Below are 15,681 nucleotides of genomic sequence, written 5' to 3'. Positions count from 1 at the left end.
AGCGCCTGAATCTTAGCGCCCCGGATCGAGCTGGACCTATCCTGATGAGCAGTTGCCACTCAGGGAAAACCGGTGTTTTTTCTTGGTTTTTAAGGGTTTTCGACTGACCGCTGAAGAACAATCGACAGTTCCTCAGCTATATTCATAAAATGTAACGTTTTCCCGAAAAAACCCGTTGCCAGACGGCATATCCATCTTTATCGAGTCCGCCCGCGTGAAAATTCGTCTCTCCATCCTCAGCTTGTTGTTTGCTGTGTCCGGCACCCTGATCGCGCACAGCGTCGACGCCAGCGAAACCACCGCGGCGCCAAGAGACACTTCACAGTTGCACATCGCCTCCGGCAGCGCCCTGCTGCTGGATCTGCAGACCAACAAAGTCATCTACTCCAGCAACCCGGACGTCGTGGTGCCCATCGCTTCGGTCACCAAACTGATGACCGCCATGGTCGTGCTCGACGCCAAGCTGCCACTGGATGAACACATCTCCATGAACATCAGCGACACCCCGGAGATGAAGGGTGTGTTTTCCCGGGTCAAGCTCAACAGTGAGCTGAGCCGTCGCGACACCTTGCTGATCGCCCTGATGTCCTCGGAAAACCGCGCCGCCGCCAGCCTCGCCCATCACTATCCAGGCGGCTACTCGGCGTTCATCGCCGCCATGAACGCCAAGGCCAAGTCCCTGGGCATGACCCACACCCACTATGTCGAGCCCACTGGCCTGTCGATCCACAACGTTTCCACCGCGCGCGACCTGAGCAAGCTGTTGGTGGCCGCACGCAAATACCCGTTGTTGAGTGAGCTGAGCACCACCAAGGAAAAGACCGTGGCGTTCCGCAAACCCAACTACACCCTGGGTTTTCGCAACACCGACCACCTGGTCAACAAGGAAAAATGGGACATCAAGATCACCAAGACCGGCTTTACCAACCAGGCTGGCCACTGCCTGGTGCTGGTCACCAGCATGGGCAACCGCCCAGTAGCCCTGGTGATTCTCGACGCTTTCGGCAAGTACACCCACTTTGCCGACGCCAGCCGTATCCGCAACTGGGTCGAGACGGGCAAAAGCGGTTCGGTGCCAGACGTGGCCTTGCGCTACAAGGCCGACAAGAACCTCAAGAACCACCAGAGCGCAGCCCCGCAAGCCTCACATTGATCCCCCGCAAAAACAACGGCGCCCTAAGGCGCCGTTGTTGTCTTTTGAGCATTCAATGACCGTCGAGCGCCTTGCCGGCCCGAGCCGCCGCTTGCTCCTGGCCGGCCTGGGCCAGCTCGTTGGCCGCCTTCAACCACCGCTGGCGATCAACCTTGGCCGGCAACTGGTTGGGCGCCTGAATCAATACCGCAAAACTGCCGGCGTCTTTCCAGGACGACTCGAAGGCACTGAAACTCATCAGTTGCCGACGACTTTTCGCCCCCCGCAACAGCACCGTCTGCTTGTCCCGGTTATAACCGGCCAGGACCGCATAACGCGGCTGCGCCCACAAGCTCGAACCCTCGGTAAAGCGCACCAGCACCGGATAGCCTGCGGCCACCTGAGTCAGCAAGGCCGACAGATGATCATCCAGGGGATAGACCACCATGCCGTATTGCCGGGCCAGGCTCTGCAGGTTCTGCTGCAACTGCGCCTCGGCTCCCGGCAGATGCAGTGGCTTGTCCAGCAGCCCGGGGGTGATCACGACGCCCTGTTGCGACAACATACTGGCTAGCGCTCCGGGAGCGCTCTGGTACATCTCGCCACGGAAGAACGGCACGCTATTGAGCTCCACCCGCTCCGGCAGTCGCTGAATCTCCGGTTGTACGCTGCCGGCACAACCGGCCAGGCTCAGAACACAGGCGCTGGCCAGCAGCACCGCTCGAAATCGAGGAAATACCCGCACCATCATTGCTCTCTAATAGACAGACGCCGGACAACCCTGCTCCGGCTGGGGCCTTGATCATAGGGCCCTCGCGGGCGAGGGTATAGCGTTAGGCAGCAGTTAATTGCAAACCATAGAGCGAAGTGTTCGAAGACTCGCGACTATTGGTCAATAGCCTGAAACACAGGGGCTACTAGACTGTCCATTGGTAAGTGTGTGTGCCCTGAACAGGGCATATAAGGAGGCACTGATGAGCCTGACAACGACAATCCTGATGCTGATCCTGGGCTGGCTGGCCGTCGCCGGCGCCATGCTCTGGGGCGTGTTGCGTATCACTCGCCGCCACCATCCTCAGCCCCGCGAGCCACGCATCGAAAGCAAAAAGACCGCCCGGCGCCCAGCCACTGTGCACTGACCCCGCTTGCCCTTCCGATAAAACGACACGGCCGCCTGACTCCAACGAGTGCAGGCGGCCATTTGCCATGGCGGCGAATCAGACCTCGGTCTGCTGCGCCTGGCGCTTCTGCCGAGCCCGACGGGCCAGCATGTTCAGGCTTTCAATGGCCGCCGAGAACGCCATCGCCGCGTACACATAGCCCTTGGGCACATGGGCGCCGAAACCTTCGGCGATCAGGGTCATGCCGATCATGATCAGGAAGCCCAGGGCCAGCATGACCACGGTCGGGTTGTCATGGATGAACTTGGCCAGCGGTTCGGCGGCCAGCAACATCACCAGCACCGAGATCACCACGGCAATGATCATGATCGGCAGGTGCTCGGTCATGCCCACCGCGGTGATGATGCTGTCGATGGAGAACACCAGGTCCAGCAGCAGAATCTGCCCGATCGCCGCGGCGAACCCGATGCTCACCTTGGACGCCACGGTCGCGGGCTTCTCGGGCTCAGGGTCCATGCTCTGATGGATCTCGGTGGTGGCTTTCCAGACCAGGAACAGGCCACCGGCAATCAGGATCATGTCCTTCCAGGAGAAGCTCTGCCCCAGCACATCGATCACCGGTTCAGTGAGCTGGACAATGAACGCAACGGTGCTGAGCAGCGCCAGACGCAGGAACAACGCCATGCTGATCCCGATGCGCCGCGCCTTGGCCCGGTGTTTTTCCGGCAGCTTGTTGGTGAGGATGGAAATAAAGATCAGGTTATCGATGCCAAGCACGATCTCCATCACCACCAGAGTGGCCAGGGCCACCCAGGCAGTGGGGCTGGCGGCGAGCTGTAAAAGGTAATCCATGGGTCAATCCTGAATCGGTGAGATGAAAAGTCAGATTTCCTGGGAAGAATCGGGCTGCTTGGCCGCGTCGTCCTTGGATTTTTCCTTGCCGGTCACGCTTTGCGTGGCCTCGTTCAGCGCCTGCTCGGCGGCCTTGTGGGTGTCATCGATGGCTTGCTTGGCCGTCTCGGCGGCCTTGTCCAGCACCTGTTGGGCGCTTTTTTCCGCCTGATCACACCCCGCCAGAGTCAGCATAGACAGGGCCAGCAGCGACGCCGCGCCCAGGGTTTTGAATGACATGCCGTATTCCTCGATAGAACGGACAGGGCCAATGAGGGCCCCGTCGATAGCGGGGCATTCTAAGGAGACGAATACTTCAGGAAAATTCGTATTTTTTGCAGTTATACTTCGGTTTTTACGAACTGATAGTCGCCATGCTCAACTACCGCCAACTGCATTACTTCTGGGTTGTGGCCAAGACCGGCAGCATCGTGCGCGCCTGCGAGCAGCTCAACCTGACCCCACAAACCATCAGCGGCCAGATCAGCCTGCTGGAGCAGACCTACGGCATCGAACTGTTTCACCGGGTCGGGCGCCAGCTGGAATTGAGCGAAGCCGGACGCCAGGCCCTGCCCTACGCCGAACAGATGTTCCAGCTCGGCGGCGAGCTGGAAGCCATGCTGCGAGCCCGCCCCGACGAACAGCAGATCCAGTTCCGGGTCGGGGTGGCCGACGTGGTGCCCAAGTCCATCGTCTATCGCCTGATCGCCCCGACCATGGAGCTCAGCGAACCGATTCGCCTGACCTGCCGCGAAGACAAACTCGAACGCCTACTGGCCGACTTGGCCATCCAGCGCCTGGACTTGGTGATTTCCGACAGCCCGATGCCCTCGCACCTGGACATCAAGGGCTACAGCCAGAAGCTCGGGGAATGCGGCATCAGTTTCTTCGCCACCGCCGAACTGGCCCGGCTGCACGGTGCCGACTTCCCGCGCGGCCTGCACGGCGCGCCGCTGCTGATTCCCGGGCAGGAAACCGTGGTCCGCAGCCGCCTGCTGCGCTGGTTCGCCGAACAGCAACTGCAACCACGGATCATTGGTGAATTCGACGACAGCGCCCTGATGCAGGCCTTTGGCCAATCCGGCAGCGGGATCTTCATCGCCCCCAGCGTGATTGCCGAGGAAGTCCGGCAGCAGTACGGCGTCCAGCTGATCGGCCAGACCGACGCCGTGACCGAATCGTTCTATGCCATCTCGGTGGAACGCAAGGTCAAGCACCCGGGCATCCTGGCCATCACCGAGGGCGCGCGCCGCGAACTGTTCACGCCCCTGGCGCATGGATAGAGGCGCAGGCCCGCGGCGTCTTGAGGTTCATCAGCAGCAAGGCCAGGGCAATCGACAACACAATGAACGCCGACGCCGCCATCCCCAGGCTGCCCAGGCCCAGGGTATCGATCACCCGCCCGCCGACCATCGCCCCCAGGCCGATCCCCAGGTTGGCCCCGGCGATGTTCAGCGACGCGGCGAAAGCCGGCGCTTGCGGCGCCGCCTTGATCAAGCGCACATGGCTGACCAGGAACAAGGCGGCCTGGGTCACGCCCCAGACGCCCATGGCCGCCGCCAGGGCCAGGGGCGAATCAATGCTCGGCACCAGGGCCAGCATGCCGCCGATCATCAAGGCGCAGAACACCATGGAGGCGATCAGCGGATGGCGGTCCACGGCCCGGCCCCCCAGGGAGTTGCCGATCAGCCCTACGGCGCCAAACCCCATCAGGCACCAGCCCACCAGGGTGCCGTCGAAGCCGGCCAGGCGTTCGAGAATATCCGCCAGGTAGGTGTAGGCGGTGAACATGCCGCTGAACACCAGGATCGACAGCAGCACGTGCCCCTGCATCAGCGGGCTGCGCAGGATGCGAAACTGCGCCCGCAGGCTCGCCTGTGGGTTGTGCGGCCTGGTGTTCGGCAGATAGCCCCACAGCAGCAAGGCCTTGGCGACGGCCACCAGGGCCAGGATGCCGAAGGCGCTGCGCCAGCCGAACGCATCGGCGATCAGGGTGCCCACGGGAATCCCGAACACCGTGGCACAGACGATGCCGAAGCCGATCTTGGCGATGGCGCGCCCCGCGTGATCCGGACCGACGATATCCACCGCCGTTTCACTGGCCAGGGCCCAGAACACCGGCAACCCCAGGGCCGGCACCAGGCGTGCCAGGGCCATCACCCAGATGTTCGGCGCCAGGGCCGCCAGGGTGTTGGCCAGGCCGAACATCAGCAGCACGCTGATAAACAACTGCTTGCGCGGAAAACGCGCGAAATAGGCCGTCAGGAACGGCCCGAACGCCGCGACGGTAAAGGCGAACAGGGTCACCAGCAAGCCGGCCTGCGACACGCTGACCTGCAAGTCCCGGGCTATCGACGGCAACAGGCCGACAATGACGAATTCCGTGGTCAACACGGTAAAACCCGCGGCGGACAACAGCAGGATGGGCAACAACATCGCAAACTCCAGAAACAACGACAGCAGCGACAGCCCGAAGGGCCCGCTGACTGGATAGAAAAGGGGGTGGCGGATCTTAACAGAGTGGGTACGGGTCTGGGCAACCGCGCCGGCGCCGGGCGTCGCAGGTGGCAGATCGTCACATCGACACAGGAAGCCCGGGCGCCTGTGATAAAGTCCGCCCCCTGCCAAAAACAGTGGTTTTCGCGCCGGCATGCCCGTCAGGCCGCCCGATCGCCCGTTGCCCTTTGCCACCGCATCCCTGGATGCCGGCTCAGCCCCGGCATGCACTGCACATTAAAAAAACAGAGATACCGCTATGAGCGCTGCACCTCCTTCCTTCCTCCACACCCTCAAACGCCTGAGCCTGGTGACCCAGATCGTCATCGGCCTCATTGCCGGCATCGCCCTGGCCCTGCTGGCCCCCGAAGTGGCGAAGTCCACCACCTTCATCGGCAAGGTCTTCGTCTCGGCGCTCAAGGCCGTGGCGCCGATCCTGGTGTTCGTGCTGGTCATGGCCTCGATCGCCAACCACAAGCACGGCCAGGAAACCCATATCCGGCCGATCCTGGTGCTCTACCTGCTGGGCACCTTCGCCGCGGCGGTGGTCGCGGTGATCGCCAGCAGCCTGTTCCCCTCGTCCCTGGTCCTGGCCACCCACGACGTCGCCGTGAGTGCCCCGGGCGGTATCAGCGAGGTGCTGCAAAGCCTGCTGCTGAGCGTGGTGGACAACCCGGTCAGTGCCCTGATGAACGCCAACTTCATCGGCATCCTGGCCTGGGCCATCGGCATGGGCGTGGCCATCCGCCATGCCGGCGAGACGACCCGCGCCGTACTCGATGACCTGTCCAACGGGGTCACCGTCATCGTGCGCGTGGTGATCCGCTTCGCGCCCCTGGGGATCTTCGGCCTGGTGGCCTCGACCCTGGCCACCTCGGGCTTCGACGCCCTGCTCGGCTACCTGCACCTGCTGGCGGTGCTGATCGGCTGCATGCTGTTCGTGGCCCTGGTGATGAACCCGCTGATCGTGTTCTGGAAAATCCGCCGCAACCCCTTCCCGCTGGTGCTGACCTGCCTGCGCGAGAGCGGCATCACCGCGTTCTTCACCCGCAGCTCGGCCGCCAACATCCCGGTCAACCTGGAACTGAGCAAGCGCCTGGGCCTGCATGAAGACACCTACTCGGTGTCCATCCCCCTGGGCGCCACCATCAACATGGCCGGCGCGGCGATCACCATCACCGTGCTGACCCTGGCCGCCGTGCACACCCTGGGCATCGCCGTCGACCTGCCCACTGCCGTGCTGCTCAGCGTGGTCGCGGCCATCTGCGCCTGCGGTGCTTCGGGCGTGGCCGGCGGTTCGCTGCTGCTGATTCCCCTGGCTTGCAGCCTGTTCGGCATCCCCAGCGAAATCGCCATGCAGGTGGTCGCGGTGGGCTTCATCATCGGCGTGCTGCAGGACTCGGCGGAAACCGCGCTGAACTCCTCCACCGACGTGCTCTTCACCGCCGCCGCGTGCCTGGCCCAGGAAGACAAGGCGCAAGCCGCCTGATCCAACGGCCACAAAAAAGCCCGGCCAGGGTCAACCTGGCCGGGCTTTTTTATCGCCTGGGGTTTAGAACGCGCCCATGTAATCGCGCTTGCCCACTTCCACACCGTTGTGACGCAGGATCGCGTAGGTGGTGGTGACGTGGAAGAAGAACTGCGGCAGGCCGTAGGTCAACAGGTAGGACTGGCCACTGAAGCGCTTCTCTTTCGGGGTGCCCGGACGAGTGACGATCTCGATGCCTTCCTTGCCATCGATCTGCGCCGGCTGGATGCCGTCGATAAAGGCCAGGACCTTGGCGATCAGCGCCTGCAGGTCGGCGAAGGTGGTTTCGCTGTCGTCGTACTTGGGCAGCTCGACCTCGGCCAGACGCGCCGACACGCCCTTGGCGAAGTCCACGGCGATCTGCACCTGGCGCACCAGCGGGAACATGTCCGGGTACAGACGCGCCTGCAACAGGGCATTGGGCTCGATGTTCTTCGCGGTGGCGTGAGCTTCGGCCTTGTGCAGGACATCGCTCAGGGCGTTGAGCATTTGCTTGAAGACGGGAACGGAAGCGGCGTACAGGGAAATAGTCATGACAGTCTCGACAAGGATGGCGGGAGTACAACGAGCAGCGATTATAGCCACAGCGGCTCAACCCGGGGCCTTTATCCCGAAGGCCCCCGGCGATAGGCGCTGGGGGCGACGCCGAACCAGCGCTTGAAGCTCTGGGAAAAACTCGACAGGTCGCTGAAACCCAGCTCTTCCGCGATCCGGGTCAGACTCAAGGCGCGATTGCCCAACAACGCCAGGGCCCGGGCGCCGCGCTGCTCGGCCAGCAACTGGCGATAGCTGGTGCCCTCTTCCTGCAGGCGCCGTTTCAAGGTGCGCGCACTGGTCCGCGTAAGACGCGCCATGTCCGGCAGATCCGCGACTCTGCCGGCCGGCAGGGCCTCGAGATGCTGGCGGACCAGGGCCGCGGTGCTCTGATGGGCCTGTCGGCGCTCAAGCAACTGCCGGCACATCTGCTCGCACATCGCCACCGTCAGCGGGTTGGCCTGGGGCAAGGCGCGATCCAGGAACCGCCGGTCGAACGCCAGGCTGTCCAGCGCCGCCCGGTACTCGGGCACCCGGCCCAGCACCCGCGGCACATCGCAGGCCGCGCTAGCCGCGGGCGGGGCGGCACGGCGGGTCAGGCGCGCCAGACAAAAATCCTCACCGACGATCTCCTTCATCAACACCGCGGCAGCGGCCATGTCCCGTTCCAGCAGAAACCCGGCCACCTGCGGATCGGCCAGCGGCGGCGCACCGAAGGTCAGCACGCCCAGATCCCGCTCCAGTCGGTAACCGATCGAAGCGAAGGCATAGGTCAGCGGCAGAAAGCGCAGGGCCAGGCTCAGCGCATCGGCCGGCGTCGCGCTGCTGATCAGGCCATAGCCGAACAGGCCGTAGGTGGAAAAGTGGTAACGCGCACCCACCTCATAGCCCAGCCCAGGAGGATGCCCCAGCAGTTGCAGCAGATTGCTCACCAGCCGCAGCTCCTGGGCCGCCAGCAGCAGCGTATTGGGGTCCTGCAGCCCCTCCAGGGACACCGCGCAACCGGCCAGCAGACGCGTCGGCGACAGGCCCCTTTCAAGCGCAAAGTTCACCAACAGCAAGGCGCTGGACGGTCCCCGGGTGAATGCTTGAACGTTCATGGCCTGACTCATGGGCGGCGGATTTGGCCCAAATACTAAAACACTTGTCCCGTTGCAGCATGGGGTCCACGGATATTTGCCCCCATGCTTCACTCAACGGGGCCACGCCAACGTCGCCAGGACAGGGCCCCGGGTCGATCCCCCCTGCGTCCACAACAATAACAACGAGGTCGTCATGCCCGAATCCACCGCCCCGCTAAACCTCTGTTCCAGCCCCTGCGCGCCCCTGGAAGCCCTGATCATCGGCAGCGGCTTCGGCGGCCTGGGCACGGCCATCGCCCTGCGCAAGGCCGGGGTCAGTCAGTTCCTCCTGCTTGAGAAAGGCCAGGACGTCGGCGGCGTCTGGCGCGACAACACCTACCCCGGCGCCGCCTGCGACGTGCCTTCGCACCTGTACTCATTTTCCTTCGAGCCCAACCCGCGCTGGTCCCGGGTGTTCGCGCCCCAGGCCGAGATCCACGACTACCTGCAACATTGCGCCCGTACCTACGACCTGCTGCCACACATTCACTTCGGCAGCGAAGTGCGCCACGCCCGCTTCGATGAAACCGGCCATTACTGGCAGGTCGTCTGCAACGATGGCCAGGAGCATTTCACCCGTCTGCTGATCAGCGCCGTCGGCCAGCTGAGCCGTCCCGCCCTGCCCAAACTGCCGGGCATGCACAGCTTTCGCGGCCGGGTCTTTCACTCCGCCCACTGGGATCACCATTACGCCCTGGCCGACAAACGGGTGGCGGTGATCGGCACCGGCGCCTCGGCCATCCAGTTCGTGCCGCAGATTGCCGATCAGGTGGCGGCGCTCAAGGTCTTCCAGCGCTCGCCGGCCTACATCATGCCCAAGGCCGACCGAGCCTACAGCGAGCAAGAAAAACAGCGTCTGGCCCGCCAGCCCTGGCGGATGAAACTGCTGCGCGCGGCCCACTACCTGCACTTCGAATCCCGGGCCCTGGGCTTCACCCGCCTCAAGGGCCTGACCCGGTGGGTGGTCGGTGGCCCGTTCAACAAGCTCCTGCACGCCTCGGTCGCCAGCCCCGAACTGCGCCGGCAGATGACCCCGGACTACCCCATCGGCTGCAAGCGCATCCTGCTGTCCAACGACTACCTCAAGACCTTCGACCAAGCTCATGTGCAGCTGGTGACCGAGGGCATCCGGCGGATCACCGAACACGGCATCGAAACCCTCGACGGCCAGCAGCACACCGTCGACGCAATCATCTACGGCACCGGTTTTGCCGCCACCGAGTTCCTCTCGCCGATGCGCATCAGCGGCCGTGATGGGCTTGACCTGAACCAGGCCTGGCAAGACGGCGCGGCGGCCTACCTGGGTATCAGCGTGCCGGGCTTCCCCAACTTCTTCATGCTCTACGGGCCCAACACCAACCTGGGCCACAACTCCATCATCCATATGCTGGAGAGCCAGATCTCCCACGTCATGCAGGCCCGCCAGGCGCTGCTGGACAGCGACGCCAGCCAGCTGGAAGTGGATGAACACCGCCACCAGCGCTTTCAACGGCGCATCCAGCGCCGCCTGGCCACTTCGGTGTGGAGCGGCTGCAAGAGCTGGTATGTCGACGAACGGGGGCACAACAGCACCAACTGGCCAGGCTTCACCTGGTCCTATCGCTGGCTGGCACGCTATGCCGGGCTGGCCGCCTATCGCCTGTCCAGCCCATTGGACGCCCGCTCCCCGGACTGCGCCGGACAACGCATAGCCGCCCCCCGGGACTGGCTGGAGCGGGCCAACGCAGCCTTCCTGCGGGTTTTCCTACGGGTCAGTTTCAAAGCCTTGATCGGCCCGCCCCGGGCCCTGGCCAGCCAGCGCAAGATCGTCGACCAGCTGTCATGGCTGATGCCCGGCTGCCTGGGCGTGAAGCGCCGGAGCATGCGGCTGGACGGGCTCTCGTTGCAGATTGTCGAGCCCGCAAGCACGACGCCCAAGGGGGTGATTCTCTACCTGCACGGTGGCGCCTTCTGCCTCGGCGGCCCGCGCTCTCACTACAGCGTCAGCAGCCGCCTGGCCCGGGACAGCGGCTGCAGCGTCTGGGTCCCCGACTACCGGCTGGCGCCGGAGCATCCCTACCCCGCCGCGCTGGAAGACTGCCTGGCCTGTTATGACGCCATCCGCGCCCAGCTCTGCCCGGCGGACAAGCTGCTGATCGCCGGCGATTCCGCCGGCGGCGCCCTGGTCCTGGCGCTGGCCCTGGCACTGAAGGAACGTGGCGAGGAGATTGCCGCCGGGCTGATGCTGCTGTCGCCGGTCACCGATCCGGACCTGGGCGGCGCCAGTATGCAATCGCGCCAGGAGGCCGACCCGATGATCCGCCGCGACTGGCTGGAGCAAGCCCTCAAGGCCTACGCAGCGCCCGCTCAAGCCCCCACCCATCGCCCCCTGGAAGCAGACCTGCGCGGCCTGCCGCCGATGCTGATCCAGGTCGGCGACCAGGAACTGCTGCTGTCGGACTCCACGCGCCTGGCCGAGCGCGCCAGGCAGTCCGCGGTGGCTTGCCAGCTGGAAATCCACGAGGGCCGCTGGCACGTGTTCCAGTTGCAGGCGTTCTACCTGCGCTCCGCGAGAAACGCCCTGCTGGGCCTGGCCCGGTTTGCCCGCCAGTGCCTGGAGACAGCGGGCCAAGCCCGGCAGGCAGCGGATTCGCCACGCACGACACAGCCTGCAACAGACGCGCAACCCGGCTGAACCGGCCGCCCTCGCCCCACACATGGCGGCGGGGGCGCCCCGATAAACCGGCGCCGGCGCGGGCCGTGCCAAGTTCTGATGGCAAGATCCGGGTTCTGAAGGTAAAACAGAGCCCCTCCAAAGTGGCCCACCCGGCCACGGAAAAACCGCAGCGCCGCTCCAGGCCCTGTTGCGGTTTTTCACGACCCACCCATCAGTGACCAAGGGACCAGCACTTATGAGCAGCGAGCACGACACCCCCGGCGAAGAACTGCGCTTGAGCAGCACCGATATCCGCATCCTGGGTTCGTTGATCGAAAAGCAGGCCACCAGCCCGGAAACCTACCCCCTGACCCTCAACGCCCTGGTACTGGCCTGCAACCAGAAAACCAGCCGCGAACCGGTGATGAACCTGACCCCGGGCCAGGTCGGGCAAAGCCTGCGCGCCCTCGAAGCCCGTGGCTTTACCCGGCTGGTGATGGGCAGCCGCGCCGATCGCTGGGAACAGCGCCTGGACAAGGCCCTGGAACTGGTGCCGGCGCAGTTGATCCTGTGTGGCCTGATGTTTCTGCGCGGCCCGCAGACGGTCAATGAACTGCTGACCCGCAGCGGGCGCATGCATGATTTCGAAGACAGCGAGCAGGTCCTGCACCAGCTCGAACGCCTGATCGCCCGGGGCCTGGCCCTGCACATCCCGCGTCAGGCCGGCCAGCGCGAAGACCGCTACACCCACGCCCTGGGCGACCCGGCGGACATCGAGGCGATTCTCGCCGCCCGCGGCAACCCGGTGGAACGCAGCACGGGCGGCGGCGTTTCAGTGGAACGCATCGAAGAACTGGAAGCACGGATCGCCGCCCTGGAAGAGCGCCTGGCCCAGCTCGAAGGCTGATCCTGGTCGCCGCTGTCGCAGGCGGCGATCGCCCCCGAAGGAGGCGCCGCACCTAAGCACGCCCAAGGCCCTGCGGGCCTTGTCGCAGCCTGCAGCTACAGCGTTGCGGTTTCAGGCCCGGGCGAAGGCTACGGCCTTCTGGAACTGCTCCTCGCTCGGGCGCACGCCGGTATACAGCACGAACTGCTCCAGGGCCTGGATGGCAATCACTTCCAGCCCGGTGATGACCTGCTTGCCCTCGGCCTGGGCCCGCAGGATCAGCGGCGTCTGCGGCGGCACCGCCACCACGTCGAACACCGTGTCCGCCGCCGCTATCGCCTCGGCGTCGAACGCCAGTTGCTGCGCCTCTGGCCCGCCGCTCATGCCGATCGGGGTAACGTTGATCAGCATCTGCGGCCGCAGGCTGCCCAACTCGGCCTGCCACTCATAGCCCAGGGAACGGGCCAGCGCGCGCCCGGCCACTTCGTTGCGGGCCACTATCACCCCGCGGGCATAACCGCCGTCACGCAAGGCACTGGCCACGGCCTTGGCCATGCCGCCGCTGCCGCGCAGGGCGAAGGTAGACGCCTGCGGCACCGCGTGCTCGGCCAGCAAGCGGGCCACGGCGATGTAATCGGTGTTGTAAGCCTTCAGATGGCCGTCGGTATTGACGATGGTATTGATCGAGGCAATGGCCCGGGCCGAGGCGTCCAGCTCATCCACCAGGGCGATGCAGTCTTCCTTGAACGGCATGGACACGCCGCAGCCGCGAATCCCCAAGGCCCGGATCCCTCGCACCGCGCCGGGCAGGTCCTGGCTGCTGAAGGCCTTGTAGTAGAAGTTGAGCCCCAACTGCTCATACAGATGGTTGTGAAAGCGCAGGCCGAAATTCCCCGGACGCCCGGACAGCGACATGCACAACTGGGTGTCTTTATTGGGGTTCATTTGCATGTTCATCTCCTTGCCGGGCACTTTCGGATAGACGGGATTGGTCAGCCGAGCCCTTGTGCCCGATCATATCGCCGCTGGTTCACAGGCCTCTTCGACGCCCAGGGATGACGGTAAAGAGGCCGGTACAGACCTTACACAATATTTACTCAGCGGCTGTGCAGATTTTGCAAAAACCGCTGTCTTAGAAGTATCCCCGCGTCAGTTCTTGAGTCTGGTGCAGACCATGAACGCGGAGGTTGAACCGAGGAACAACCATGATTTCCAAAATCCCCAAGATAGCCTTGCTCATTGGCGCACTCGCTGTCGCAGGCCAGGCATCCGCCCACGGCGGTGGCTGGGTCGGGCCCGCCGCATTGGGTGCTGTTGTCGGCGCAGCCGTAGTGGGTTCGGTGATCGCCAACCAGGATCGTCCGGTCTATGTGCAGCAGGCGCCGGTGTATGTCCAACCGCAGCCGGTGTACGCCGCGCCACCACCACCGGTCTACTACCAGCCGGCACCGGTGTATGTGCAGCAGCCGGTCTACTACCGCCCGGCGCCGGTGTACTACGGCCCGCCTCGCGGCTACTACGGCCACCCTCATTACTACTACGGCCCGGGTCCCGGCCGCTGGTAAGGCTCCACTGAAACAGCCACAGGCCCCGCCCATCCGGCGGGGCTTGTTGCATTTTGCCATCAGCCAAATGTCTGAATAGCTCAGCATCATGTCGCGACTGGAACAGTATTTGCATGAAAATCCGGCAATAGTGTGCCAACCCCAGCGACGCCTCGGGCGACATGGGACTGTCACGCGTGTGTCATTCAGGGACCGCAAGATCGACCGGGTCCGCTCGCCCCACGCCTGTCATAACAGCCCCGTCACACAGCCTTTATAACAACAGGCCCACAAGAACAAGGACGAACCCCATGCCCACGCAAAACCCGCACCGCGTCGAAGGCCTCTGCACTTCCAGCCGGGTGTACGACGCCCTGACCGAGCTCAAGCATCTGGAAGGTCATCGCAGCGCCAAGTTCCTCTCGCTGCTGACCCAGAACCTGGTGCGCAAGGGCCTGCTCAACGAGCAGGAAGTGCTGCACATGCTCGATCAGGTGGTGGACTGAACAGCCCGTGCCGGTAGCACTGGTCGCCATGCCCCACAGCGCAATAGGTGTTTTTTCGTAGCACCGGGCCGTCCAGCGTCAGGGCAACTGCACCCGGGGCCGGGTGTCGACGAACAGCGCCCAGCTCGACATGAACAAGGCAGCGATCAGCGGCCCGATGACAAAACCGTTGAGGCCGAAGACCGCCAGCCCGCCCAGGGTCGAGATCAGGATCAGGTAATCCGGCATCCGCGTGTCCTTGCCCACCAGGATCGGCCGCAGCAGGTTGTCCACCAGGCCGATCACCAGCACCCCGAACAGCGCCAGCACCACCCCTTGCCAGATCGCGCCGCTGACCAGGAAATACGCCGCCACCGGCCCCCAGACAATCCCCGCCCCCACCGCCGGCAACAGCGACAGAAAGGCCATCAACACCGCCCAGAGCAAGGCGCTGGGAATGTCCAGGAACCAGAAGATCAAGCCGCCCAGGGCGCCCTGGGTCACCGCCACCAGCACATTGCCCTTGACCGTGGCCCGCACCACCCGGTTGAACTTCAATTGCAGGCGGCGCTTCTGGTACTCGGCCAGGGGCACGGCGCCGCGGATCTTGCGTACCAGCTCGGCGCCATCGCGCAGACAGAAAAACAACAGGTACAGCATGATGAAGAAACTCACCACGAACTCGAAGGTGCCCTGGCCGAAGCTGAAGGCCTGGGTCGCCAGGTACTGGCTGCCCTGCATCGCGCTCTTGACCACCTTGTCCTGCAGGCCCTTGAGCTCGCCCAGACCAAAGCGGTCCAGCAGGTGCTGGAAGTACGGTGGCAGGCCGTGCTTGAACTGGGCCAGGTAGCCGGCGATATCCAGCTGGCCGCTTTCGATTTTCTTGTACAGCTCGGCGCCTTCCTGAACCAGCAGCACGCTGGTGATGATCACCGGCAGGATGGCGATCAGCAGGCAGATCAACAGCGTGCACAGGGCCGTGAGATTGCGCGGCCAGCCGAACTTCAATTGCAGGCGGCGCTGCAGGGGGGCAAAGACGATGCCCAGGATCACCGCCCAGAACAGCGCCCCGTAGAACGGCAGCAGAATCCAGATGAACGCCACCGTCACCAGGGCCAGTAACAGCAGCAGGCTTTTGTTTTGCAGGTTGTTTTGCTTCATGTCCGATCCAGGTCAGTCGACGCCCGATCGCGGCGTCCAGAGGGTTAGTCCGCAGCCGCGATGCCGAGTGCGTTTTTTCTGCGCCAGACATAGACCCAGATCAATGAATGCCCCGGCGCGCTGGCTTACCCTCGCGACCTTTTGCGA

Annotated in this window: 16 protein-coding genes; 8 read left to right on the top strand and 8 right to left on the bottom strand. The window is 64.2% G+C overall.

Annotated elements, in window-relative coordinates:
* Nucleotides 1–214 precede the first annotated feature (214 nt).
* A complete protein-coding gene (pbpG, locus tag GGI48_RS25905) occupies nt 215–1,153 on the top strand; it encodes a D-alanyl-D-alanine endopeptidase (protein ID WP_016965269.1) in 939 nt (312 codons plus the stop codon).
* Nucleotides 1,154–1,205: 52 nt separating this feature from the next.
* On the opposite strand, the gene GGI48_RS25900 is transcribed toward pbpG, so the two are convergent.
* The gene (locus GGI48_RS25900; RefSeq protein WP_179600685.1) at nt 1,206–1,880 is read right to left on the bottom strand and encodes a PA2778 family cysteine peptidase; all 675 of its coding nucleotides are present in this window, start codon (nt 1,878–1,880) and stop codon (nt 1,206–1,208) included.
* Between the two features lie 226 nt (nt 1,881–2,106).
* Here GGI48_RS25900 and GGI48_RS25895 point away from each other — a divergent pair, with 226 nt between their 5' ends.
* Complete coding sequence (locus GGI48_RS25895) at nt 2,107–2,271, top strand: hypothetical protein (RefSeq protein WP_179600683.1); 165 nt, start codon at nt 2,107–2,109, stop codon at nt 2,269–2,271.
* Nucleotides 2,272–2,349: 78 nt separating this feature from the next.
* Here GGI48_RS25895 and GGI48_RS25890 read toward each other — a convergent pair whose 3' ends face one another.
* On the bottom strand, nt 2,350–3,105 hold the full coding sequence (locus GGI48_RS25890) for a TerC family protein (protein ID WP_016965888.1): 756 nt from the start codon (nt 3,103–3,105) through the stop codon (nt 2,350–2,352).
* A gap of 30 nt (nt 3,106–3,135) precedes the next feature.
* On the bottom strand, nt 3,136–3,384 hold the full coding sequence (locus tag GGI48_RS25885; RefSeq protein WP_179600681.1) for a hypothetical protein: 249 nt from the start codon (nt 3,382–3,384) through the stop codon (nt 3,136–3,138).
* A 134-nt stretch (nt 3,385–3,518) separates the two neighbouring features.
* On the opposite strand from GGI48_RS25885, the gene nhaR reads away from it, so the two are divergent.
* A complete protein-coding gene (gene nhaR / locus GGI48_RS25880; protein ID WP_042941363.1) occupies nt 3,519–4,427 on the top strand; it encodes a transcriptional activator NhaR in 909 nt (302 codons plus the stop codon).
* Here nhaR and GGI48_RS25875 read toward each other — a convergent pair.
* Nucleotides 4,405–5,580, bottom strand: coding sequence for an MFS transporter (locus GGI48_RS25875; RefSeq protein WP_179600679.1), 1,176 nt, complete (start codon nt 5,578–5,580; stop codon nt 4,405–4,407). The genes nhaR and GGI48_RS25875 overlap by 23 nt on opposite strands.
* Nucleotides 5,581–5,899: 319 nt before the next feature.
* Between GGI48_RS25875 and sstT the strand changes: the two genes are divergently transcribed.
* Entirely contained in the window at nt 5,900–7,129 is a 1,230-nt protein-coding gene (gene sstT, locus GGI48_RS25870) for a serine/threonine transporter SstT (RefSeq protein ID WP_179600677.1), read from the top strand.
* A gap of 63 nt (nt 7,130–7,192) precedes the next feature.
* On the opposite strand, the gene GGI48_RS25865 is transcribed toward sstT, so the two are convergent.
* Both GGI48_RS25865 and GGI48_RS25860 read right to left on the bottom strand, forming a co-directional pair.
* Nucleotides 7,193–7,702 (bottom strand): DUF1993 family protein, encoded by a 510-nt coding sequence (locus GGI48_RS25865; RefSeq protein WP_016968416.1) that lies wholly within the window; start codon nt 7,700–7,702, stop codon nt 7,193–7,195.
* A gap of 71 nt (nt 7,703–7,773) precedes the next feature.
* On the bottom strand, nt 7,774–8,802 hold the full coding sequence (locus GGI48_RS25860) for an AraC family transcriptional regulator (RefSeq protein ID WP_179600674.1): 1,029 nt from the start codon (nt 8,800–8,802) through the stop codon (nt 7,774–7,776).
* Nucleotides 8,803–8,977: 175 nt separating this feature from the next.
* Here GGI48_RS25860 and GGI48_RS25855 point away from each other — a divergent pair, with 175 nt between their 5' ends.
* Together GGI48_RS25855 and GGI48_RS25850 are read left to right on the top strand one after the other, a co-directional pair.
* Nucleotides 8,978–11,497, top strand: coding sequence for a flavin-containing monooxygenase (locus tag GGI48_RS25855; protein WP_179600672.1), 2,520 nt, complete (start codon nt 8,978–8,980; stop codon nt 11,495–11,497).
* A 217-nt stretch (nt 11,498–11,714) separates the two neighbouring features.
* Nucleotides 11,715–12,365 (top strand): YceH family protein, encoded by a 651-nt coding sequence (locus tag GGI48_RS25850; protein ID WP_016968413.1) that lies wholly within the window; start codon nt 11,715–11,717, stop codon nt 12,363–12,365.
* 111 nt (nt 12,366–12,476) lie between these two features.
* Here GGI48_RS25850 and GGI48_RS25845 read toward each other — a convergent pair whose 3' ends face one another.
* On the bottom strand, nt 12,477–13,295 hold the full coding sequence (locus GGI48_RS25845; RefSeq protein WP_047305361.1) for a shikimate 5-dehydrogenase: 819 nt from the start codon (nt 13,293–13,295) through the stop codon (nt 12,477–12,479).
* A 254-nt stretch (nt 13,296–13,549) separates the two neighbouring features.
* Here GGI48_RS25845 and GGI48_RS25840 point away from each other — a divergent pair, with 254 nt between their 5' ends.
* Together GGI48_RS25840 and GGI48_RS25835 are read left to right on the top strand one after the other, a co-directional pair.
* On the top strand, nt 13,550–13,909 hold the full coding sequence (locus GGI48_RS25840) for a hypothetical protein (protein ID WP_016965587.1): 360 nt from the start codon (nt 13,550–13,552) through the stop codon (nt 13,907–13,909).
* Between the two features lie 290 nt (nt 13,910–14,199).
* Nucleotides 14,200–14,394, top strand: coding sequence for a hypothetical protein (locus GGI48_RS25835; RefSeq protein ID WP_016965586.1), 195 nt, complete (start codon nt 14,200–14,202; stop codon nt 14,392–14,394).
* A 78-nt stretch (nt 14,395–14,472) separates the two neighbouring features.
* On the opposite strand, the gene GGI48_RS25830 is transcribed toward GGI48_RS25835, so the two are convergent.
* Nucleotides 14,473–15,534 (bottom strand): AI-2E family transporter, encoded by a 1,062-nt coding sequence (locus GGI48_RS25830; RefSeq protein WP_179600670.1) that lies wholly within the window; start codon nt 15,532–15,534, stop codon nt 14,473–14,475.
* Nucleotides 15,535–15,681 lie beyond the last annotated feature (147 nt).

The organism is Pseudomonas protegens, assembly GCF_013407925.2.
GTDB lineage: Bacteria > Pseudomonadota > Gammaproteobacteria > Pseudomonadales > Pseudomonadaceae > Aquipseudomonas > Aquipseudomonas fluorescens_AP.
Note: the sequence above shows the minus strand (reverse complement) of the source record. Positions and strands in the feature narration are given on the sequence as shown.

Excerpts from the sequence above, each read along its gene's own strand:
- GGI48_RS25900 (WP_179600685.1), bottom strand. The coding sequence starts at position 1,880 with ATGGTGCGGGTATTTCCTCGATTTCGAGCGGTGCTGCTGGCCAGCGCC.
- GGI48_RS25895 (WP_179600683.1), top strand. The coding sequence starts at position 2,107 with ATGAGCCTGACAACGACAATCCTGATGCTGATCCTGGGCTGGCTGGCC.
- GGI48_RS25890 (WP_016965888.1), bottom strand. The coding sequence starts at position 3,105 with ATGGATTACCTTTTACAGCTCGCCGCCAGCCCCACTGCCTGGGTGGCC.
- GGI48_RS25885 (WP_179600681.1), bottom strand. The coding sequence starts at position 3,384 with ATGTCATTCAAAACCCTGGGCGCGGCGTCGCTGCTGGCCCTGTCTATG.
- nhaR (WP_042941363.1), top strand. The coding sequence starts at position 3,519 with ATGCTCAACTACCGCCAACTGCATTACTTCTGGGTTGTGGCCAAGACC.
- GGI48_RS25875 (WP_179600679.1), bottom strand. The coding sequence starts at position 5,580 with ATGTTGTTGCCCATCCTGCTGTTGTCCGCCGCGGGTTTTACCGTGTTG.
- sstT (WP_179600677.1), top strand. The coding sequence starts at position 5,900 with ATGAGCGCTGCACCTCCTTCCTTCCTCCACACCCTCAAACGCCTGAGC.
- GGI48_RS25865 (WP_016968416.1), bottom strand. The coding sequence starts at position 7,702 with ATGACTATTTCCCTGTACGCCGCTTCCGTTCCCGTCTTCAAGCAAATG.
- GGI48_RS25860 (WP_179600674.1), bottom strand. The coding sequence starts at position 8,802 with ATGAACGTTCAAGCATTCACCCGGGGACCGTCCAGCGCCTTGCTGTTG.
- GGI48_RS25855 (WP_179600672.1), top strand. The coding sequence starts at position 8,978 with ATGCCCGAATCCACCGCCCCGCTAAACCTCTGTTCCAGCCCCTGCGCG.
- GGI48_RS25850 (WP_016968413.1), top strand. The coding sequence starts at position 11,715 with ATGAGCAGCGAGCACGACACCCCCGGCGAAGAACTGCGCTTGAGCAGC.
- GGI48_RS25845 (WP_047305361.1), bottom strand. The coding sequence starts at position 13,295 with ATGCAAATGAACCCCAATAAAGACACCCAGTTGTGCATGTCGCTGTCC.
- GGI48_RS25840 (WP_016965587.1), top strand. The coding sequence starts at position 13,550 with ATGATTTCCAAAATCCCCAAGATAGCCTTGCTCATTGGCGCACTCGCT.
- GGI48_RS25835 (WP_016965586.1), top strand. The coding sequence starts at position 14,200 with ATGCCCACGCAAAACCCGCACCGCGTCGAAGGCCTCTGCACTTCCAGC.
- GGI48_RS25830 (WP_179600670.1), bottom strand. The coding sequence starts at position 15,534 with ATGAAGCAAAACAACCTGCAAAACAAAAGCCTGCTGCTGTTACTGGCC.